16 protein-coding genes, 1 tRNA gene and 1 pseudogene (1 of these 18 only partly in view) are annotated in these 22,419 nt (G+C 37.5%); 13 read left to right on the top strand and 5 right to left on the bottom strand.

Annotation, left to right across the window (positions count from 1 at the left end):
* The first annotated feature begins 131 nt into the window (after positions 1–131).
* From ACFINZ_RS06700 to ACFINZ_RS06690, 3 genes are read left to right on the top strand one after another with little or no spacing between them, the layout of a single operon-like run.
* Positions 132–290 carry a hypothetical protein gene (locus ACFINZ_RS06700; RefSeq protein WP_375633564.1) on the top strand — a complete coding sequence of 53 codons (159 nt, stop codon included), beginning with the start codon at positions 132–134 and terminating at the stop codon, positions 288–290.
* The gene (locus ACFINZ_RS06695; protein WP_375633565.1) at positions 269–1,195 is read left to right on the top strand and encodes a ThiF family adenylyltransferase; all 927 of its coding nucleotides are present in this window, start codon (positions 269–271) and stop codon (positions 1,193–1,195) included. Before ACFINZ_RS06700 ends, ACFINZ_RS06695 begins: the two co-directional genes overlap by 22 nt.
* Positions 1,192–2,412, top strand: a complete 1,221-nt coding sequence (locus tag ACFINZ_RS06690) for an MFS transporter (protein ID WP_375684178.1) — start codon at positions 1,192–1,194, stop codon at positions 2,410–2,412. Before ACFINZ_RS06695 ends, ACFINZ_RS06690 begins: the two co-directional genes overlap by 4 nt.
* A gap of 594 nt (positions 2,413–3,006) precedes the next feature.
* Here ACFINZ_RS06690 and ACFINZ_RS06685 read toward each other — a convergent pair.
* A tRNA-Ser gene (locus ACFINZ_RS06685) sits at positions 3,007–3,097 on the bottom strand.
* Between the two features lie 315 nt (positions 3,098–3,412).
* Here ACFINZ_RS06685 and ACFINZ_RS06680 point away from each other — a divergent pair.
* Entirely contained in the window at positions 3,413–4,609 is a 1,197-nt protein-coding gene (locus ACFINZ_RS06680; RefSeq protein WP_375655353.1) for a porin, read from the top strand.
* 1,247 nt (positions 4,610–5,856) lie between these two features.
* Here the strand turns inward: ACFINZ_RS06680 and ACFINZ_RS06675 are convergent.
* The 4 genes and pseudogenes from ACFINZ_RS06675 to ACFINZ_RS06660 form a co-directional block, all read right to left on the bottom strand.
* On the bottom strand, positions 5,857–6,621 hold the full coding sequence (locus tag ACFINZ_RS06675; RefSeq protein ID WP_375612480.1) for an N-acetylmuramoyl-L-alanine amidase: 765 nt from the start codon (positions 6,619–6,621) through the stop codon (positions 5,857–5,859).
* 847 nt (positions 6,622–7,468) lie between these two features.
* Positions 7,469–9,642, bottom strand: a pseudogene (locus ACFINZ_RS06670) (isocitrate/isopropylmalate family dehydrogenase).
* Positions 9,639–10,370 (bottom strand): alpha/beta fold hydrolase, encoded by a 732-nt coding sequence (locus ACFINZ_RS06665; RefSeq protein WP_375701259.1) that lies wholly within the window; start codon positions 10,368–10,370, stop codon positions 9,639–9,641. The pseudogene ACFINZ_RS06670 and the gene ACFINZ_RS06665 overlap by 4 nt, the downstream one beginning before the upstream one ends.
* 259 nt (positions 10,371–10,629) lie before the next feature.
* Positions 10,630–11,826: a multidrug effflux MFS transporter gene (locus ACFINZ_RS06660; RefSeq protein WP_273791533.1), complete on the bottom strand. Its 1,197-nt coding sequence runs from the start codon at positions 11,824–11,826 to the stop codon at positions 10,630–10,632.
* A gap of 1,899 nt (positions 11,827–13,725) precedes the next feature.
* On the opposite strand from ACFINZ_RS06660, the gene ACFINZ_RS06655 reads away from it, so the two are divergent.
* From ACFINZ_RS06655 to ACFINZ_RS06615, 9 genes are all read left to right on the top strand, one after another.
* Positions 13,726–14,814 carry a DUF3792 domain-containing protein gene (locus tag ACFINZ_RS06655; protein ID WP_375701258.1) on the top strand — a complete coding sequence of 363 codons (1,089 nt, stop codon included), beginning with the start codon at positions 13,726–13,728 and terminating at the stop codon, positions 14,812–14,814.
* Positions 14,815–15,329: 515 nt separating this feature from the next.
* Positions 15,330–15,488, top strand: coding sequence for a hypothetical protein (locus ACFINZ_RS06650; protein ID WP_375618735.1), 159 nt, complete (start codon positions 15,330–15,332; stop codon positions 15,486–15,488).
* Between the two features lie 64 nt (positions 15,489–15,552).
* Complete coding sequence (locus tag ACFINZ_RS06645; RefSeq protein ID WP_375701257.1) at positions 15,553–16,743, top strand: hypothetical protein; 1,191 nt, start codon at positions 15,553–15,555, stop codon at positions 16,741–16,743.
* Entirely contained in the window at positions 16,740–17,930 is a 1,191-nt protein-coding gene (locus ACFINZ_RS06640; RefSeq protein WP_375701256.1) for an MFS transporter, read from the top strand. Before ACFINZ_RS06645 ends, ACFINZ_RS06640 begins: the two co-directional genes overlap by 4 nt.
* 113 nt (positions 17,931–18,043) lie before the next feature.
* On the top strand, positions 18,044–18,814 hold the full coding sequence (locus ACFINZ_RS06635; protein WP_375637055.1) for a hypothetical protein: 771 nt from the start codon (positions 18,044–18,046) through the stop codon (positions 18,812–18,814).
* 10 nt (positions 18,815–18,824) lie between these two features.
* Positions 18,825–20,063, top strand: a complete 1,239-nt coding sequence (locus ACFINZ_RS06630) for a DUF2087 domain-containing protein (protein ID WP_375701255.1) — start codon at positions 18,825–18,827, stop codon at positions 20,061–20,063.
* A 510-nt stretch (positions 20,064–20,573) separates the two neighbouring features.
* A complete protein-coding gene (locus tag ACFINZ_RS06625) occupies positions 20,574–21,728 on the top strand; it encodes an MFS transporter (protein ID WP_375701254.1) in 1,155 nt (384 codons plus the stop codon).
* Positions 21,729–22,016: 288 nt separating this feature from the next.
* On the top strand, positions 22,017–22,355 hold the full coding sequence (locus ACFINZ_RS06620) for a hypothetical protein (RefSeq protein WP_375701253.1): 339 nt from the start codon (positions 22,017–22,019) through the stop codon (positions 22,353–22,355).
* A 26-nt stretch (positions 22,356–22,381) separates the two neighbouring features.
* On the top strand, positions 22,382–22,419 hold the 5' portion of the coding sequence (locus tag ACFINZ_RS06615) for a hypothetical protein (protein ID WP_375638870.1). Its footprint extends 16 nt past the window's final position; only the first 38 of its 54 coding nucleotides appear in the window; the start codon lies at positions 22,382–22,384; the stop codon falls past the right edge of the window.

Below are 22,419 nucleotides of genomic sequence, written 5' to 3'. Positions count from 1 at the left end.
GAATAATGAAAACATCAATAAAGGGGGGGAACATGGATCATTCAGAATGTAATTAATGACTAAAGAAAATTCTTTTCCCTAGAAAATAAATCTAGGGAAAAGTTGGTTTACTCTACAAGTGGGGAGGAGAAATGAAACAACAATATATTTTAGGAAAATACACACGTGTTGTTGTTCGTGAAGAGGATGCTATTTTTGGTGCGGGTTCAAAGCAGTTTATTATCAATGATAAAAATTTTTGGGAGAACTTAGTGCTTATTGCGGCACAATGGATCAAAAAAAGACAGTAGATGAAGTTTACAATTCACTATCATTAATCATGTTAAAAGAAAATTTTGACCATGCGTTTGATTTTCTTGTTTCTAACCATTTTCTTGTCAAAGCTGAAACATCAAACAATATTTTCAATAATCGGTATTCCAGAAGTCATCTCCATTATCAAAGCTATGGTATGCATCCAACCTCCGTTCAGCATACTCTTTTGCAAAAAAGTGTCGTCATTTTAGGGTGTGGTGGGATTGGTAATCATGTATCAGCAATGCTTGCATCCTCTGGCGTTGGAAAATTGACTCTTGTTGACAATGATGTGATCGAAATGACCAACCTTACCAGACAAATTCTTTTTACTGAAGAAGATATCGATCTTCCGAAAACAACAGTTCTTAAACGTGAGCTGATGCGGAGAAACAGCCAAATTGAAGTTCATGAATTACAAATGTTGATTACTGAAAAAGAGGATATCAACAAATTACCCAAAGCTGATTTATGGATCATTTCTGCTGATTCACCTGTTCAGCTAGGCCTATGGATCAATGAATGGTGTGTAAAAAATAAACAAGCCTATATAAATTCCGGTTATGTTAATGATATAGCTGTCTTTGGTCCATTTTACATACCTGGTAAAACTGGTTGTTACGCATGTAGCTCGTCTATAGGCAATCTTCCAGCAAAAAGTGATCATCTTATTTATGAAGCTTGTGTTATGATTAATAATAACTTCAAAGTTGCTACATTTCCCCCTGTTAATGCACTTTCAGCTGCCATGTGTGCTAATGATGCTCTTAAATTTTTGGGTGGTTATGGAAGCCTTCTTTCCACGGATCGCCGTGTGGGGATATGGAGCAGCCAACTTTTCACAGAAGAGCGTTCTCTAAAGAAAAATCCTCACTGTAAGGTTTGTGGAACAACACAATGAACAGACCACGCACCCTTGCTCTCACCTATGGATCCTATAATGCTGTACGCATGCTGATCGGCGTTTACCATGCTATTTTTTTAATGTCCATGGGAGTTAGTCTGGCGCAATTAGCTCTGCTTCAGGTTGTCTTTTCCACCACCATCCTGCTGCTTGATTTTCCCTGTGCTGTTTTATCTGACAGATATCGGCGTAAATATTCCGTTATGGCTGGGGTCTTTATGACAGGAGTATTTTATCTTCTATGCCTTCAAGCTCCCAATATGACAGCACTTATTATTGCGCAAATTCTCTATGCAGCAGGCATTTGCATCATTGTCAGCGCCATTGACGGATGGATTTACCATTCTCTAGGCGATAAACAGGATCACTTTTCGCATTATGCTCATCTCTACCACCAGGTTAACTCTTTCGGAAGTATTCTCAGTGGGATTGTAGGAATTGGAACGATCTATTACTCTGGACAATATTTTATGGGATATATCATCTCATGCCTCATGATGGGATTTATTTTTTTGATCTTCCTTATTGTTCCTGAAGAAAAGAAAACGACAATTGAAACGTCCAAAACAAAAACAATCTTGCACAATGCCAAGGAAACGCTTTGGATATTTCAAAATACAGTAGGAGGAGCATGGTTTATTTTCCTCATGTGCCTTTTTAGCGCTGGTATTCAAATTATTTATCATTTCTGGCAACCGATAATACTTTTAGAGGGGAAAATTAATCACCTCAATGGTTCGCAAATGCTCGTCTTGATGTGCTGCCATATTGGAGCCTTTTCAGCACAATATTTTTCAAATTTACTGATGTCTAAGTATCATGTTCTTGATAAAAAATATAAGAATTCTATAAAATATTTTTCCTTCTTTTCTGCACTGATGTGCATAGCGCTCTATTTTTCAGTTCATAGCCATCAAACTGCTGCATCAGTCATCGCCTTCTCTTTAATCCATGGATTTATTTGCACTGTACCGATCGGTGCAAAAAGCTTATTTTTCTCAGAACTTAACCAAAAACAAACGCAGCATATTTCCGGTGTTGTTGGTGCTGTCTCTTTTAGCGGAAGAATATTTTCAATTACAGTATTGAGTATTATTTCTTTTCTTCCTGCAAAAGTTTCTCCATCTTACTACCTAATATTACCGACCATTACTTTTTTCATATGTGGTTTGATTGTCATGAAATGGATGAAACACTCTCAAAAGTCTCTATGATGAGAGGAAAATTTTAAAATTATTACCCACAATGTTTTCTTCTAAAAGAAATCTATAACTTTTTTGAGAGCATTGCCACATCCAACTTTCAATATACAATGCAAATATAAAGCAACACGTTGATTTATAATGATAATATACCAAACGCGAATATTGTAAGATTTTTTCTTTTCAAATCTGCTTTATGGTTGAAACAATCAAAATCATTTGCTTGCACATCATAAGCAAAGAAAGCCGTATAAATAAAAACGATTTAGAAAGGAAAAATGCCTTTTATGAACTCTCATAGTCAAAATCTATAACAACAGGAAGGCAGATATATAATATGCCTCTTTGCATCTTCATAAGTATACAAATGGTGTGGCTTTATAAGGCTTTATAATGTCTCACAGAAACTTTTATGTTTTATACCATTTACGAGGCAGCGTCGCAAAATGGGCTTATACACATTGCAAAGATATCTCTTTAAAACAAGTGCATAAATCGGCAACACAAGTATATTTGTGTTTAGAACATGCTTTTTATATGAGAGGCATAATCCCAACGGGATAAACAGAATTCCGATACACAGTCAACTGCTTTTATAACAATAGATGGCGGAGAGGAAGAGATTCGAACTCTCGAGAGCCTTTTGAGCCCTACTCCCTTAGCAGGGGAGCGCCTTCGACCACTCGGCCACCTCTCCAACAGAGAGGCATAAATGGTATCAACAGAAAGTTCAAGACATTTTCGATTTTTTTCCCAAATATCTGAAAATTTTTCTCCTATTGATCCCATAGGAAGCAAAAGTTAATAAAACAAAAATTGTGTCTTTTTTACCACAGCATCTCGAATAGTACATGTATATATTACAAAAAGGTAATTTCATATTTGAAACTCTAAAAAGATTAGTTATAGCTAAAATAACAAGTGCTGCGTATTTTACTTATGTCTTTGTCCTTAATGCGTTAGGCAAATGGTACTCTTTAGAAGAAATTTAACCGGACCTCGGAGATCCCATATGAATATTAAATCCCTCTTTTTAAGCTCTACAGCAGCTTTTTTAGCAATTTCTGGAGCACATGCTGCTTCAACAGTTATCGCCGAACCTGAACCTGTAGAATATATTCGCGTTTGTGATGCCTACGGAAAAGGATATTTTTATATCCCTGGAACAGAAACCTGCATGCGTTTATCAGGAAATGTTCGTACTGATTTTATAGGCGGTGATAATATCGATGCAACAACCGAAACTGAACTAAGAGACAAAAGAAAAACCTATGGCGCATCATCACGGCTCACTCTTGTTTTTCAAGCAGCTTCTGAAACAGAAATGGGAACACTTCGTTCATATGCAAGAATTTATTCAAGCTGGGGTGATGGTAATGATAAAGCTGGTGCAAGGCTTGCAGCAGCTTACATTGAACTGGGTGGTTTTCGCGTAGGTCTTGATGATACAATTTTCAACAGTTGGACTGGTGGTTATGGAAATGTTCTCAATGATGACAGCATAGCACCTGCCGGCACAACACGCACTAATTTTATTTCCTACACCTTTAATGGTGACTCCGGCTTTTCTGCTATTATCGGCGCTGAATTAGGCAATAATGCAGATGCTCTTCCAGGAACAGTAGGATACTACATTGATAAAGATGATAAGCTTGTTTCTATCACGAATGATACTCTTCCAAGTAAAGCAATTAAAAATTACACCCCGAATGTGGTTTTGGGTATAAAGTTTATGCAAAAATGGGGTGGTTTTTCAGCGGTTGCAGCATATGATACTTACTACAAAAAGTGGGCTGGAAAAGTACGTGCAGATTTCAATGTTAACGATCGTTTCAATCTATGGGTAATGGCTGGTTATAAAAATGGACTTGATTACTACACAGTAAATACAAAAAATGAATTATCACGACAAAGCACAACAATTTATGCAAACTGGGGTGGTAAATGGGCTGCTTGGGCGGGTGCCACTTACAAGCTTACTCCAAAAGCAAATTTGAATGCTCAAGTTTCTTATAGTGCTGTAAAAACCTTTGCAACTTCTGTAAATATTACATACACGCTGGTTCCAGGATTTGTGATTACACCTGAATTAACCTATGTTTCTTGGAACGATGATCGCGTTGTGACGGATAAAAATAATGATGAAAAACATTTATTCAATAAGAAAAGTGCTTTTCAAGGTATGATCCGTTTACAGCGTTCATTCTAATCCTATTTAAGCTACAGCTTTTAAAAACTGGCAACATGGTTTGCCAGTTTTTATTTTTGAAATCAAATATCATGAAGATCTTTTCCTGATACTTATTGTCTTGTCTCTCGGAAAAAACCGACTTAGTTTCATAAAACTACTCTTAAGATTAACCTGATATGCTTGATAAGAGCACCTCACACGGGCGTTTACACATTACTTCAAACACAATCTCTTCCTTGCCCTTTAAAGCATGAATAACCCCTTTGCTTTATGACCAAATTGGTCTTTCTTGGTAATTTATACCTAACCTTTGCAATTTAGGTCATGAACTTCTCTGGTCAATTCTATACTGAACAGATAAAATATTGAAAAAACAAGACATCATTGTGTTTTTGATATGCCTGAATGTGTCTTCTATCAACACTCTAAAACACAATGTTTTATAACACTGCTTCATTAAAAAACTTAATCATTAAGAAACATGTTGTCAAAACGATGCAAACATCCCCTAAAGCAATAAAAGAGAAAAGAGATATATCTTCAAAAAAATGAATTGACCTCTTCCCCTTCTTAAGAATAGCCCCCTATCAGTAGCAATCTGTAAATGCCCCTATTTTTCTTGAATCTGCATCACTTTGATTTATAATGATCAATTTATAATTTTGCATGTTTCAATCAACCAAAACCTGTCACTTGTACACGACAAGCGGAGAGAGCCGTGTGAATAAAAACGAGTAAAGAAAACCCTTTTATGAATCGTTTTAAATTTCAAGGGTTGTAGTAACATTGAGATCTGACAAAATGTACGATAGTGCTAGGCACTTTTATTAAGCATCAAAATGAGGATACACTTCATAGAGGATTTTAGATTATATTCTCTATAAACGTCGCTGTAAAATATATGTTGTGATACACATTAAAAGACATTTCTTTAAAACAAGCATGTAAATATACAATACAAATCCATTTTATTTGAAGCGTTTTACCCTGCGTAAGGAACATGTTCATCATATACGCAACATCTTGGCTTTATGCGTTTTTAAAGGAAGAAAAATATAAGACAAAGAAACAATAAAATTTAATCTCTGCAAATCATAGAGCTTTCAGAGTTATGTTTCCATAAAACGCCTTATACCGTACATGGGATTTTTTACACGATTAATACCCTTTTTACATAAAGCCAATTGGCAAAAAGCAGCCTTTCCTGATAATAAAAAGGCTTACACGTAATCATAAGCCATATTTTCAATTAAAACACATTGAATTCACGGAAAATACTTATCAACCAATGCATAAAGAATTGCTGCTGTTTCAACATCTAGAATCCCATCATAATTTTCTTGACGAAAATGAAGTTGAAATGCTCGGATCAAATCTTTGTATCCTGTTTGGGTACACGCAGCAGAAATGTCATATCCATAACATTTTAGCTTCGCCAAAACATCTTCTTTGGGTGGCAAATTCTTAGAGAATTGCTCTTGATAATGACTTTTTAGTTCATCATCATACCATGCTCCTATACCTGCGCTATAAAGTTCTCTCCATGGAAAAGCTGCTCCTGGATCACTTTTTCTTCCAATGGCAATATCACTATGTCCCACAACATCTGTTGGCATAATATCAGGATACCGTTGAAAAATATTCAAGGCAAGTTCCTTAACAGCATCAATTTGTATTGGATTATAAGGAGGAAACATACCCGTCCCATCATGATAAGTCGCTAAATTAACGATTTCAATCCCGATAGATGCATCATTGAGATGACTATGCCCAGCCCATGAACTCACACCCGCATGCCATGCGCGCTCATTTTCATCAACCAGATTAAAAATACGCATATCCTTAAAGCCTGCCTCACGATATGTCTGCTCTGAAGGATCAGGAACAAGATAGTGTGCACTAACCTTTTCTCCTGTAAGCGCCATAATCGAGGCTTTAAAATCAATAGCCGTATAATGCATAACGAGAAAATGAACGCGACGACTAAAACTCTTGACAGAACGATAACTGTTGTAATCAATCTGATACATAAAAGCCCTTTCTTTTTTGCTTAAAAAACCACTGCGCATCACAACAGATAGAATACGAACTGTTAAAAAATGCAATAAACTTCCCATCTAGGTACTAAGAATTACGACTAAAATTTGTTCATCAAAAATATTGACACTCTTATCAACAATTAAGACCACATTTTTATTTTTCTCCCACACACGCATAAAATGTTTTTAACCACATTAAATATTTTCCCCAAAAAAATTCCTACAAATTACCAATCAAAAAGAAAACAAAAGCGTAAAATGATCACTCCTTAAATCTTCACGTCTTACAGAAAAAATAGTTCGTCCTGTTATCAAATTGAAAAATATCGCCCCTCGGAAGCGAATACCCAACGATCATGCAATCACACAAAAACTTAAAGGAAAAATTTTATGAGCTCTTTACAGCAATTTATTATCAGATAACGGAACGGGATATGTTCACAATAAAACTCTTCACGGACATATTGTTCAATAAAATTTGCAAAGCTTTCCTGTAAATGACACGACTTCTTGTCTTTTCACACCATCGCTTTTTGATTTACAAAGAATCTCAATTATCTACAACGCTTGAGACACACGAAGTCTCTGGATTCCTTGTTATCAGCGCTATGGAAGATAACATATTGATTTATAATCATAATTAATCATTATAAATATTGAATGTAGCGAGCCTAATATCGTAAAGTTTTTCTTAATTTTGAATCAATCAAAGTCATTCATTTACACATCAAAAGAAAAATTAACCTATAGACAAAAACCACTGAAGAAAAGGATCAAAATACTTCTTATAATAGAACGTTCAATAATTTGAGCAATATTGTTACATCCCCATAGAGTTTCATTTTTTCTTCTCTGTTTTCAAATATCTTTTTAAGACAGCCCAAGCTGCATATTCTTGTAAGACGACACCTAAAAGTGGTCGCGTATAGGGAAAAGTTATACGATCATCACCATAACCTTTCATCCGTATAGTCATGGTAGCATGTCCAAGGCTTTCTGCTTGATTTTCTAATGTCTCCAAAGAAGGCTCTAGGCTCACTTCAACCTCAAGCAGTGGAACATCTTGTTTACCTTTTTCTATGGGCTGAAAATATTTTAAAAGCCACGGATCATTGGCAGACCAATGAACCTCTGCATACATCGCTAATTGTTTACAAGCAGTAGTAACTTCTGCCCCAACTAAATGGGGGTGAAAATGATTTTCAAATTCTTCCACGAAATGTTGTTCCAAGGGCGCTTCTGATTGAGCAACCAGTTGCACCAAAACATAGGGGCTTTTCCATAAAAAATGCCGTTCAAAGGATTCATTTTCAAGATGATCATCAACCCACTGCGCAATGGTACTTTCATCAATTCCAATCAAAGTCCATGCATACTCCGCACGCGATACAGTAAAATATTTCTTCTCGTTGTGTTCTAAATAATTCTCTAAAAGCGCAAGAGCCTGTGATGGTGGACCAGGCAAAACAACAAGCGTACTTCCATCGCAAGAGAGATAAAACCCTGGTGCTGTACCTGTAGGATTATCAAGCACGGTTGCTGTCTCAGTAAACAATGTTTGACGCGCATTACTCTTATCCGCCGTAATCCCTAATCGTTGTAATTGACCTTTTATTATTTGCCAAACATCTTCATGATGTACCAAAGGCTGCTTTACAGCTTGAGCAACTCCATCGCGTGTTTTATCATCTGATGTTGGTCCCAATCCCCCACTGATAATGATAAGATCTTCTTGTCCAAGACAAGAAACAACAGTCTCACTGATTTGCTGTAATTGATCAGCACAAACAAAATGACGTGTGACTTGAATATTTCTCTTGTTCAAACTTTGGCTTAAATCTTGTAAGTTCGTATTCAAATATTGTCCTGAAAGGAGTTCATCACCAACAGTGATAATCGCCGCATGACAAACAAAGACAGGATTCACAAGAGAATTGCGAACAGCTTCAGCCATTTGACGGGTAGAGGCTACACCTCCAAGATCATAGGTAACGGTTTTTCCAGCACGAATAACTTGATCAACACTCTCAGACAGTTGTTTTGCTGCATCTTTAAAGCCTAAATGCTCTAAGAGTAAAGCCATGGTATAAAGCATCGCAGAAGGATTTGCTTTATTTTGTCCAGCAATACGTGGTGCGCTTCCATGAACAGGTTCAAAACAAGCAATCTCGCTCCCCACATTCACATGAGGTGCAAGCCCCAATCCCCCATTATCCCAGAGCCAAGATCAGAGAGAATATTGCCAAATATATTTTCAGCAACAATCACACCAAGCCGCTCTGGCTTGGTTGCAATCCACAAAGCAACCGCATCAACATTCTGAATATCTGCTTCAATTTCCGGATAGTTTTGCGCAATCTTCTCAAAAATTTCCTGAGCAAACTGACCACTTTCTCGCATAACATTGGGCTTATCAGCAAAAGTAACTCGCCTAAAGCTATATTTCCTTGCATAAGAAAAAGCATATTCAAATAACCGTTCTAAACCAAATCGTGTCTGCAAACGGACTGTCCACGCAGCTTCTTCAAGCCCATATTTTGTCAAATTTGGATGTTTTAGCCAAACGGCTGTTTCAGGAGAAATACCCCGAAAATCCAATCCAGCATAAAGGCCTTCACTATTTTCTCTGATAATACAAAAATGAAAAGGACGTTGGGGACCAAAGATGTATCTTACAGGACGTATATTCGCAAACAAACCTAACTTTTGGCGAAGTTGAAGTACGGGAGAAACATAGGCAAGTTTTTTCTCTTTTAAATGCGGAGCAAGTTCTTTTAAAGCCGCTTCTTTTCCTTTACTGGTCACAGCACCAAGTAAAATAGCATCACTCTGAGTAATTTTTTGCCAAGTCGCTTGAGGAATAGGATCTCCTTCCTGTTTCCAACATTCAAAACCAATATCACCATAAGTCAATTCAATCGGCAATTGGAATTGCTCTAAAACCATCAGCGCAGCATCACAAACCTCTGGTCCTATCCCATCACCAGGTAATACAAGAACTTTCTTTTTCATAGTCCCTCCAGCCACTCATCAATGACTGCATCTGTCATAGTAGGATTATCCTCCCACAAACGCGTACCAGCACCAGAGATAATCTTATATTCATGGTTCAGATTATGACTTTTTGTCTGATTATCTACCGTTGCAAGTTGCGACTTTTCTCCCACTAAAGCTAAAAACTTTCCCTTATACTTAACTATTTCATCTCTAGCATCTATTTCTAATAAGAGTTTAAACCCTCTTGTCATGCGTTCAATTGCCACGCTTTTTTGTTCATCAGGAATCTCCAATAAGGCTCTTTTTTTCATAACGCCAGAAGGATGCATAAAACCATTGAGTATTTCCAAAGCCCCCGATAAATCATTATTTTCTAAGGAGGCAAGAATATCTCCAAGGCGCCATTGCAAAACCTTATCTGGATAGCCAGGCGCATTCACAGCAAGCACAGCTTGAACATTGGGAAGCTGTACTGCCAATATTTGTACCAATGTTCCAGCCATAGAAAATCCCACAAGCACTGCGGGCTCTTTAAAATAGCTTTTAAGTTTTTCTGCCATAAAAGATAAAATGTCTACAGCAGAATAATTGAGAACATGAGAACCCTTAGGAAAAAGAGAAAGCGTATCCAGCAGAGTGACAGGGAATCCTTTTGTTGAACATAGCTTTGTCAATGGAGAACAAAAAACATCACCATCCCAAATTGGCATTACAGGAGAAAGAATAATAATAGGAAGGCTCATTGATCAATTCCTCCCCTTATTTTAAACATGCATTAGAGCCAGAACTTTTCCCACCCAATATAATGAAAATATGTTGAAACTCTAGGCTCATATTCTCCCCCCATAATAATCGATTTGTTAAACTCAAACTAAGCTTGTAACAAATTTTAAACCCACTCAATCCAGCAACTTAATAAAAAAATTCATCTAATGTACAGGTACCCCATTTGTGTAAAACATCAAAAGCATTTCCGCATAATACTTTCTTTTTATCATTTACTCAGCTTATTTCTGAAGTCATAAAATGACGCGCTTTTTGAATATAAATGATAAAACCAATCATACAACACACAGCTAACAAAGTTGCCATAGCCCGTGGGCTATGACCAGAGATTTTTCCGATAACCGCTGCACTGAGTGCCGCACTTCCTAATTGCAAAGATCCCATAACACCAGAAGCCGCTCCCGCAGCTTTCGGATGCGATGAAATAGCCAACGCTGTTCCTAACGGCAATAAAAAACCATTTCCAAAAGTAAGAACAGCAATAGCCATAAAACTTGTCACAAGGGGCCATGGGCTTAGATACATTTGCAAAGCAAACAGCACACCACCTATCACAAAAATAATGTACCCTCTCCCCACAGTTTTTTCCATAGACTCGCGTTCAAAAAACCATCGCGCCAAAAGATTTCCCAAAATATAGGGAAACGAGACACCAATATAGCTATAACTAATGTGTATCGGCGATAACCCCAAAGTCGTGAGTAAAAAAGGCGACTCCACAATATAAGCAAAATAGGCAGCGTAAGAAAAACACGGAATAAGTGCATAAAAAATAAATTGTTTATTTCTGAAAACGCCTAAATATGCCTTCATTAATCCTACAGGAGAAAAATGCTGCCGTTTTTGAGGGGGTAGAGTTTCGCTTAGCACAAAACAACATAGCAAAATGGTCAAAAATATAAAAAAGCTTAAAAAGATAAAAGTTGCCTGCCAATGAAAAGCTTGTATCAAAAGTCCACCAATGAAAGGTGCAAGTGCTGGCGACATTCCAATAAAAGGGAAAACAATCAAATAAAGTTTTCCAGCCGCTTTTTTATCCAACAAATCATTGATAATTGCACGACTTAAGACAAGTCCCGCACAAGCACCAAGACCTTGCAAAAAACGTAACACAAGAAAAGCGTGAATATGAACCGTATAAATCACACCAAGTGTCGTAAATAACCACAAGAATAAGCCCAATAGAAGTGTTTTTTTACGCCCAAAATTATCACTCAGCGGCCCATAAATGAGCTGTCCAAGTGCCAATGCCAACAAAAAAACCGCCACTGCACTTTGAATTTGAGATTGTGTCACTTGATAATATTGACGCATATCGCCCAGTGCCGGTAAAAAAATATCGGTAGAAATCAAACCTCCCGTCGATAAACATACGATAAGTATAATGAATGGTAATGTATATTTATGTTTCATCAGGAAAGTCACATTTCTTAAATTTAAAAATATTTAAATTTTACGTTTATAGAAAAATAATAATTTATATTTATAAATATAAAGCTATTTTAACTTTATCCACAGCGAATAAAATAATCAATTTTCTTTATTCTTTTACTTTATTCGAGAATAATTCATCTTGTTGAGACATAAATCCAGTGTATGATGCGCACGCACACACTCAACACGTAAATAACCACTTAGTTCTTCACTTTATAATTAATTTTAAAGCATAGCAAATCGCAATTTTAAAACTATACGCAAAAGAAGCTAAAAGATCAAACCTCTCCTTCAGAGATATATTTCCCAATCCGAAATAGCGCATTTTGTTGTATTCATGTTGCCCTATATTCATCAGCTTTTTTCATTGATATCATCAACAAAAACGCTTCCAAACTCTATCGCTCTCCATGACAACAACATCACTCTTCCGACAACATCTTTTATCAGAATTGGTTTACAACGCTCAAAGAAAAAAGAAGCCACAAACTCCCTTTCCTCAAAACTCCCCACACAAATATTATTGTAACAATACAGCATATAACAATGCCTCATGGAGAAGTCTTTATCAACACAAATAGTTGAGCAAATAAACTTAATAGCCCACTAATATCATAAAGCAAATTGTGCTTCTATCTCGCTCTAAAATCTAAATTCATCTTGTCCATTTTGTTAGAATTTCATTCTACATAGCCAGCACAAAGTTTATTGCCTAAGCTATTGACAAACATGATATAATAAAAATTTGATAAAATGAATACGATCATAAAAATCCCATCCCTAAAAATCCTATCCTTAGAAACTCAATTTTCTAAACATCTCAAAAACTTTATAAACAAAGTAAATGCAGCCATAAAAAGCATAATGGATGAATGTATTTTAATCGACAGTAAACCCGAAAAATGCACAAGTAACCTTTACACACATACATTTGAAACAGAATCCATGACAACTGCAAATGCAAAAGTGAAAACCTGTAGCACCTATGAACCGATTACAGTTCATAATCCCTACGTCATAAAGGTGGAACGCATGACCTTTACAAAATGCACTTTCTTAATACAAGATGGTCCATCGAACCAAATTTATCTCTCAAATCAAAGTGCTCTTACATCGTATAAAAAAACTGCGGGCGAAACTAAAAAACAACCTTTGGAGAGAATCTCGAAACTTTTGGACATTGTCTCAAAACTTTTCAACTTTCCTCTCTGGTTTTGGGAGTTTTTACTCAAAGAACTTAGAAAAGTTTTCTAGCATTGTTTTGATATAGAGCAATAAGAGAAGGAAAAACAGCTTAGAACACTAATGTTTCTTCCTTCTCTTTTATCTCTCATAGCTTTTTGAATTGAATACTTTTGATATTTATTTTGAATAATTGAAGCATTCTTTTAATTATAAGTACAATATAAAAAATAAAATTTTAGAAGACGTGCTGTTTTTACAAAAAATGGAATAATAAAATAAAGACTCCAGAATTTTACTTTTTACCTTCAAACACAATCAATGATGGAAAAGCGTTTACAAAGTTTTCCTCAGGCAGTATCCAGGACATTACTTGAAAGAAAAAGCATTAAGAGAGCTTACTTTTAAGCTAAGGGGGAAAGATTAAACTTCACAACGACATTCAATCTTTTAAACATTGCAGTACAGAACGGGAAAAAAGAGCCATTCCCCCATAGACCGTTTCCCCCCCATCAACTAAAATTCTCGATAAACTGGTATTATCAGTTCTAGACTGGAGTCATATAAGAAGAATTTTAAGTAATGATCACCGTCTTGTTTTCGATGTTTTCTGTCCTTTTTAGCTGCTCTTTATCCCTTTTGGAACATAATTAGCAAAAAGGCATTGTATCTCCAGCATATTCAAGGAGATAAAACATGGAAACTCGCATTCCTGAAAACACACCATTTGATACGAATTTTTTAGGAGAAACAACTCTAGAAGAAAAGTATTCATTCTTTCACACACCCATTTCATGGTCCGCAATCTTTGCGGGACTGGTGACGGCTCTTGCCACCTCAATCTGCCTCTCTTTTCTGGTCGCAGCTTTAGGCTTAAGCCAAATGGATTTCACTTCTTCATCCCCATTTGAAGGCTCTTTCCTCTCCTTTGGCGTGGGTTCCGTTATCGTTACACTGATTAGCCTAGCCTTGGGAGGCTTTGTAGCTGGACGTTTTGCTGAATCATCAGGGATTCTTCATGGCTTTCTCACTTGGGCTCTCATAACATTGCTGATGACCCTCCAAGCCATCCACGTGGTTTCTAGTACAGAAAAGATAGGAGCTAAAACGGCTTTAGAAAACAGCTCCATGGTCCAACAAACCGTTGACAGCCTAAAAAACAATATTTCCCCTATACTTGCAAAATTAAACAGTGAAAGTCTTGAAAAGTTTTTTGCAAAAAATAGTGACAATGATATCAATTTTGACCAACTTGGTAGTGAATTGCACTCCCTTCTCAATAAAAGTGACATTCCTGCTCTCAACCCTGATCGCTTGAAACAAACCTATCAAGCTGCACTCAATGATATTGGTTCTGCGATAAAAGCTTTCAAAAATGATCCTTCTCACTATCGCACCACTTTAAAAAATCTTGGTGAGCGCCTGTCTGATCGTGTAGAAGATCTCACAACAAAATTTGATCGAAGTGATATCATCAACGCGCTTATGAAGGATGGCATGACCCGTGCGGATGCACAAACAGCAGCCAACCATGCTGTTCAACTCTATCAAAGCGCAGAGGAAAAAACCGAAAAAGCCATCAAAGCCCTTGAAGAACAGGCAGAAACACTCTCAGACAATCTTGAGGATACGATCAAGGCAGCAAAAAACACTGCAACTAAAGCCACAAAAACAGCCTCCAATATGGGGTGGTGGGGCTTTTTAGGAAGTCTGGTAGGCGCCATTATTTCCAGTGTTTTTGGCTATTATGGTTATAGAAGCCGTAAGGACACTTTCATGCTTTAAAAACTTATAGCTCAAAAAGTATAAAACCAATAAAAAGCTGCACACATGGTGCAGCTTTTTATTACACCTGCGTGAAAAGCTTTTTGTATAAATGGCAACTTACGACCTTACAATATTCAGACAAAGCTTTTTAAAATTCAAACTTGAAAGCAAAATACACAAATGATGAGAGAATATTGTGCTCATCTTCCTTAAAAATCAAAAATCCTCGAAGAAAAAAATCTATCTTTTTATAAGAACGTAGAGAGCTCTTCATTATATGCAGTGTATCCCTTCAAAGAAAGAAGCAAAAAAAATCATGCATCTCTTTGTTGTTAAGAAAAAAAGCGTATACCCTTTTCAATGATATTGCTAAAAAACGCCTCAAAAAACAATGATATAACTTCAAAAAGAATAAGAAATATTTTCAAACAACATGACATTTGACAAAAAATAAATCCATGCTAAGTGTAGGAAATTGGTAGTTTTTTATATTTAAATTATCTGTATTTTATCAACTATAAGGGGGGAAATATATGAATATTTCACTTAATAAAGTAAAAAATGTTATTGAATTGGCTGCTGATGAAGTTGTGCCAACTGCAATGCTTACTAAGTATGCACAGCGTAACGATATTCAAATTTATCAAAGTGAGCTTGATGAGCTTAATATGAATGATTCGCTGGAAGTTTAATGATGTATTGTTGATGCAAATCTGCTTATCCATCCATCTTTAAAAATTAAGCTTATTTAAGTGCATGTTTCAGTTATTTTCAGAGGGCTTTTCTCAAAAAATTTGGGCTAAGCAAGCAGCTGAATTGTCAATTTCGTACATCCCTTTCAATGAAAGGGATGTTTTGAATGCTTTAAGACAATACGCTCTACATCCTCATAAACTCTTAGCTCTTAATCCTAAATCCGAAGTAGTAACAGTGGTTAATGGAGTGCGGAGTCCACGTCCTCTTTCAAACTTTCTTGTTTTAGATACGGATAGAACTATAGAAGAATATACTGCCCGCGTTGACCAATATGCCGAAGGACAAGAATGGGCGGTCATGTATTATGGATTATACGCTGCAACCCCTGTTCTATGGGATGTGGCAAAACAGTTTTCAGATCAATTAGCTCATTCTTTAGGTTTTAGTCCTGGTGGGCGCGTGGATATTGACTGCTTCATCGGTCGATATTCCTCCACCCATGTTGGGATACATGTGGATCACGCTCATAATTTTGGTTTTACTCTACAGGATGGCAAAACAATGTTTGCATGGCCCAGTACACGAGAAGACCCCCAAGGGCTAAAATATCCTGAATATGAAGCGCATAAATTAACAGCAATTGCGCTGCAAAACCGTACAGACCGTGTTGCCTACTTTCCCCATGATGCTTTCCACGTTGCTGAAACTGGAAAAAATATCGCGGCAAATATCAATATTGCTTTTTGGGAAACAGCACACGATGCACAACATCATAAAAATTATGTCACGCATTTACTCCATCTTGATGATCGAACGCGACATGATATCCGCGCATCAGGAAGAGCAAATTTAAACCCTGATAATGCTTTTCAACACTCTGCACTAAACTCCGCCATCGCAAATGGTACCTTAAAACGCCATATGCTGGTTTCTCAATTAATTTGTGATACAAGTTCACGTTTATGTGTCAAGCGCCCCCTTATTGACGTCTCTGAGATTGAAAATGAAATCACTCTTCGCGCATCTGCAACCCTCCAATGGGTGCCCTTACTAGAAACAAAAGAACTCCTCATCGCAGCAAATGGGCATTGCGCCAGTTTTGAGTATAGCTCTCATCTAGAACATTTCCTTTCTCAACTTTCATCAGGAAAAAAATTAGATCTAGCAAAATTAAATGATAAACCACATGACACAGCACAGAAGGAAATTTTAAAAGCTGTAAAAGCTTTAGCATGTTGGGGAGCATTGTGACAAAGAAAAAATCCATGATTTTTACCCAAATGGGACTTTTCCTTGTTTTGGGCTTTAGCAGCTTTGCCGATGAAACAGCACAAGTTACATTTGCTCTACACTTAGCAGAAAGCACAGCATCTATTTCAATGCTGCTGTTTGCAGGGCTTGTCGGGGCAATTTGTGCCGGACCAATTGCACCACGCCTCTTGCATCGCTTCCAACCAGCGCGAACAGTACCCATTGTTTTATTGTTTGAAGCACTCTTTATAGCCACAGCTGCAATCGCCAACCAATTTTGGGTTTATATTGCCCTTTCTTTTGCACTAGGGTGTGCTGGTTCACTCTTTTGGTCTGCTATCCTTGTTGCTGTACCTGACTTCGCAAAAAATGATCGGCAATTAGACCATATCAACCGCATTATCCAAACAGTCCGTAATCTTGGCTACATTGCAGGACCACTGTTAGGAGGTGTGCTATATGGTCTCTCAAACGGGCAAAAAGGGCTCTTTGCACTATCTATCATGGTTCTCTGTGCAACCTTTATCACTCTCTTCTGTTTTAAAAGTTTAAACATACATATGCCAACAACCACAACACAGCAAGCCAAAAAGGGACTAGATTTAAGAGGGCTCTTGCGTAAAAAAAATGTTGTCTATGCTCTTTCTCCCCTCATCATTACCATCATCCTCACCTCTGCTCTCAACGTCTTATCGATTGTCCGCATCCGCACTGAGCTGTACTTCAGTGCAGAAACCTATGGGATAATCACAAGCATGTTAAGTCTTGGCCTCGTGGTTGGTCCACTCTGTTTCTCCAGCTTTTTTCATCGCTTTGGTAATGCCGCTGGTGCATCACTGGCTGCCACAACCATTGGCTTAGCAATTTTCTGCTTTTCTCTCACACACATTGTATGGTTAATGATGCTGTCATTTTTCATCCTTGGGGGTGCTAACGGCGTGCAAAATGCTCTGATGGCAAGTTTTATGATGAAAGCCATTCAGAAAGAACACCGAAACAACCAAATGCCCGCCTATATCTTCATCATACAAACAGCGGTGTGCCTTGGCTTTCTAGGAGCTGGTTTTGTAAAAGTGCATCACACCCAATACACACTATTTATCATTGGCATTGCCACCATGATCGCAGGCCTATTAGGCTTTACGTTAAACCGCGCTATGCAAAAAAAGGAATGGGATAATGCCTAGCAAACTTTGCCATCTTTTCTCTCGAAAAAAACCATGCCCAAAAATGGCATAAAAATCATCACCTAATCAAATTATTGTATCTCCCATGCAACCCCATACCAAGCAATGTGATTTTGATAAACCATTCTCGTGTGGAGGAACAAACAACCCCAGCAAACAACCATTGCCAAAACTTGATATTTCAAAGCAGAAGAAAACAGTTTAACATCATGCAACAAGACCCTATAGGCTTAAACTTTTACAATAGAACAGGTGGTTATGTATGGCAACTGGCAGACTATATGCTACATGACTTGAATGAAAGCATCCACACACTTGAATTGCAAAAACCAACACCACCTATAGCCATCAATTCTTTCGCTGTCTACCCACGTGAACTCAATCCTTTATCACGCGTTCAATGGGCAAAGGACGTACAGATAACGAGAAACAAACCAGCACTCATTGGCAAACGGCAAATACAACCCATCACCATTGTTTCTACAAAAGGAGCGACATTTGGCGGATTCGACTTTCCCATATTTGAAGCACTTCGTGAAGGCTGCCTTGTCCAATCCTTAAAAGAAATCAAACTCAATGGTACTCTTCTTGCCTCTGGAAGTCTTTTGATATCACTGCTACGACACGGTCTCATCGAAACAGATCAAAAAGCCTTTTCAGAAAATGATGCAACAGCTCTTTTACGAGAGACAACATGTCGTATCATCGATTCTCCTCTTGGCACTCTTGCCATTAATCAACTTAATGGGCGCACAATCCGGCTTCATGAAAAAACAAAACATCTCTTGCAGAAAGCTGCCACACCAATGCATCTTCAATACCCGCTAGAGGATTCAATAAAGTTTCTTGTAAAAGCAGGAATGCTACGATTGCTCACATTATAAGGATAAAAAGATGCAGCTGATAAGACCTGACATGGGAACAGAAAATAGTGCTCAACTTATCCATACGCTTATTCAAATGGCAAGACCGCGCACAGTCATTGAAATCGGTGCTGGTGATAGTACGCGCTTTATCGCAAAAGCACTTCAAAAAGCGAATTTATCATGGCAACAAGATAAAAAGCTTTTAGAATCCGCCATTTGGGAAGAGCGCACAGCGTTGCTTGATCCTTCAGGAGTCCTTGAGAATTACGAACCACGGCTTATCACAATTGATGATTTTACAGTAGAAGGTCAATCAGCAGAAGAAGCATGGCAAGAACTTCTTAAAGATAGCATTAAAAAAGACACTGTAACATTTATCAATGAAAATTTTTTCTCTCTTGATGAAAGCACCCTCAAATCTTGGGCGCCAATAGATTTTGCTTGGATTGATGCAGGAACCCCCGCAGATGATGTACGATTTATTCTAACCCTTTGGGAACATATCACACCTGGTGGTTATCTTTGTTTGCATGAACCAACAATGATAACAACAATTGCTCTCAATGGCGAACAACGGGTTCGACGTGTTAGAACCCCTATCTGGGAAGAACTCCTCTATCGGCTTGATGGCTCCTATGAGGCTTTAACACTCCCCGAAAACCACAAATATCGCCAAGGTGGTCTGGGAATTATTCGCAAACGCACCCCAGCCGAACAAATTGTACGCGCACAATCACTACAAGCAGAACTCATAGAAATCAATGAACTTCCCATTCGCAACGATCTTTTGCCCATGGGAAAAGAAACCCTTCACAGACGCAATACCCGCAATTCACTGATCTCTGCCATGACATCACCGACACTGCGCGCTGTTTATGCCACCATCATCCTTGGTGCAAAAAATCTTACTGATATCCTCAAACATGTCGATTCAGATGCCAAAAACATTCACAAATCCATCAATCGCCTTTTGAATCTTGGACTTATTCACAACACAACAGAAGGATTTCAAGCCGAAGAGACAGTGTGGAAAATGCTAGAAAATAAACATGAACGGAATAGGGAAAATTTAAGCGACCGCCATTTAGAAACAGAAGAGATGCTATCAAAAATTGGTGAAGCCTTTCAAATGGGAAAAACCTATAGCGAAACGGAAGTTTCCAAGATATGCAACCTCTTTACGATAGACTTTGCCCGATTACGACGCACTCTTGTTGAGAGAGGTTTTTTACAACGCCATGGAGGAAAATATCAACGTATGCGCTAAAAGAGAATTGAAAAATGATTAGCGAACGCTATCGTTTTTCTTCTCTATTTCAAGAGAATGAATAACCTTCCACTAAAAAAATGTAATTTCATTAAAAGGTTACAAAATCATTCATCCCATTCATATGTTGACAATCTATGGAGATGAGATTAGCGTGCTCTCTTCGCAAGAGATGCAATGGGGAGGAACAAGAGTGCGGGATGTCAATTGGTTATTAAATAGGGTTAGAAACAGTCAAACCCATCAGGAGAAGATATAGGATCAAGGTCTCAATGATCTTACGATTGTTGCGCGAACATCCGGGCACAGTGTTGTTGCTCAATCCAAATCATACTCGATATTTCTAAAAACATCGTAGAAAAAACAATATTCTTGCATTGGACTGGCTAGTGAATCAAGAAAGATACTATTTCAACGAAATGTGCACAGCAAAAACAGGGCTGGCAAAACTTCCTCAAAAGATACAACAAAATGTCTTTGATCATTTAACAACACTTCTATGGAAATTCCATGGGCAAAAATAAAATAACTTTTTTCATCTATAGCACAGTTTTTCTTTCTGAATTTTCCTTTTTCTTTGTACTCCCTCTGCTTGGAAACTCTTCTCTCATAACTGCTGCCAATGTTGCTTTTTATCTCGCTGGATCAGTAATCCTTGAAAGCATTCTCATGGTAACCACAACGGGTTTATTAGAAAGATTTTCGCGTAAACTCTTAATGGCTACCGCCTTTATTTTAAGGAGTAGCGCTTTTGTGTGCATTATCCTATCGCTCACACCTTCTGCATGGTTGATCTTTTTTACCTTAATGGCTTTTTCGAAAGCAATTTCAAAGCCATTTTTGAGAGAAATTTTATCAGAACATCTCAATAAAAATGCTCTTAAGCGCGCATTAACTCTCTATTCTTTTTTTCAAAATGCTGCTGTCGTTATCGCCCCTCTTGTTGCAACGAGTGCCATAAAATACAACGCATCAACCTTCTTAATGGCTTTTTTTGCACTCATTGGTTTGTATCTTTGTGTTCTATCCATTCAAATTGTTTATCATTACCCGCATAAAACATTATCTCTTGAAAAGAATAAAAAAACAAAAAAAGCTCTTCTTTCTTCTTTAAAAACAATAATACATAATCGTTCTATTGCTTATTTACTGGTCACGGCTTTGCTTTGTGCATACCTCATGGGAATTTTCATCACCACCACAACACTTCTCAGTAAATTTGACAGCAATCTCGCCCCTTATAGTGGAATTTTCTTTTCAATTGTTGGCATCAGTATTTGTATCTGGCAAGGAATAATCAATAAACATCTCAGCCTTTCCGATAAATCAACTTTCTACCTATTATGGCTTATGGGAAGTTTCTCCTCATTTTTCCTCATGGGTGGGGTCTTTACCGCTGTGACTGCATTAATTGCCTACAGTGTCTATGAATCTGTCATGATTCCAGAAATATACTATCAAGCAGGGAAAACAACTACATCCCTCTCTGCCAGTGTTCTTTTCAGTTATATTCTTGTTATTTCAAATATTGGCCAAGCCGCCGGCTCATGGACAAGTGGATGGATTATCAGCCATTTCAACAATCATATCGCTTTCACCTTTTGCATGATTGTTGGTGCCTCCGCCTTTGCTTCTTGCCTTTGCCTCATGCAAACGAAAAAATAAGCAGCTTCCATATCACATATAGTTTTTGCAACCGGTGGCACAACAAGAGCACTCAAAACACTTCGCCATAAATGGCTCAATTATGATTTTGTAACACACTCTGCGGCAAAGAAGCTCGAAACTGTCTTTAAAGATTGCTCTGTAAACGCCGTTGCAAATTGTCTCATAGCTTAAAGGATTATGAGATAGACAAGCGTAAGGTAGCTACATTCTGCACGAATAATATTCTATTGATATCCATGTGCAACACAGCCAAATCATTTTTCTTATAATTTGCTCATTTCTGCCATGACCTCACCGACACTACGCGCTGTCTATACTGTTATTATACTTGGTGCTAAAATTCTTTCTGATATCCTCAAACTTGTCAATTCAGAGACCAAAAACATTCACAAATCTATTAATCGCCTTTTAAACCTTAGTCTTATTCAAAACACAACAGAGGGATTTCAAGCAATCGATAAATTATGGCAAGCGCTAGAAGATAAAAATGTACGAAATATGGAAATTTTTAGCGATCACCATTTAGAAACAGAAGATATACTTACAAAAATTGCAGAAGCATTTCAAATAGGAAAAACTATCGCGAAACGGAAACATAAAAAATATGTAGCCTTTTTACTTTAGATTTTGCGAGATTAAGACGAATCTTGGTGGAAAATGGATTTTTAAGACGATATGCAAGCAAATA

It is taken from the genome of Bartonella sp. AA81SXKL, assembly GCF_042196945.1.
GTDB lineage: Bacteria > Pseudomonadota > Alphaproteobacteria > Rhizobiales > Rhizobiaceae > Bartonella.
This window is presented reverse-complemented; position numbering and strand designations above follow the sequence as displayed.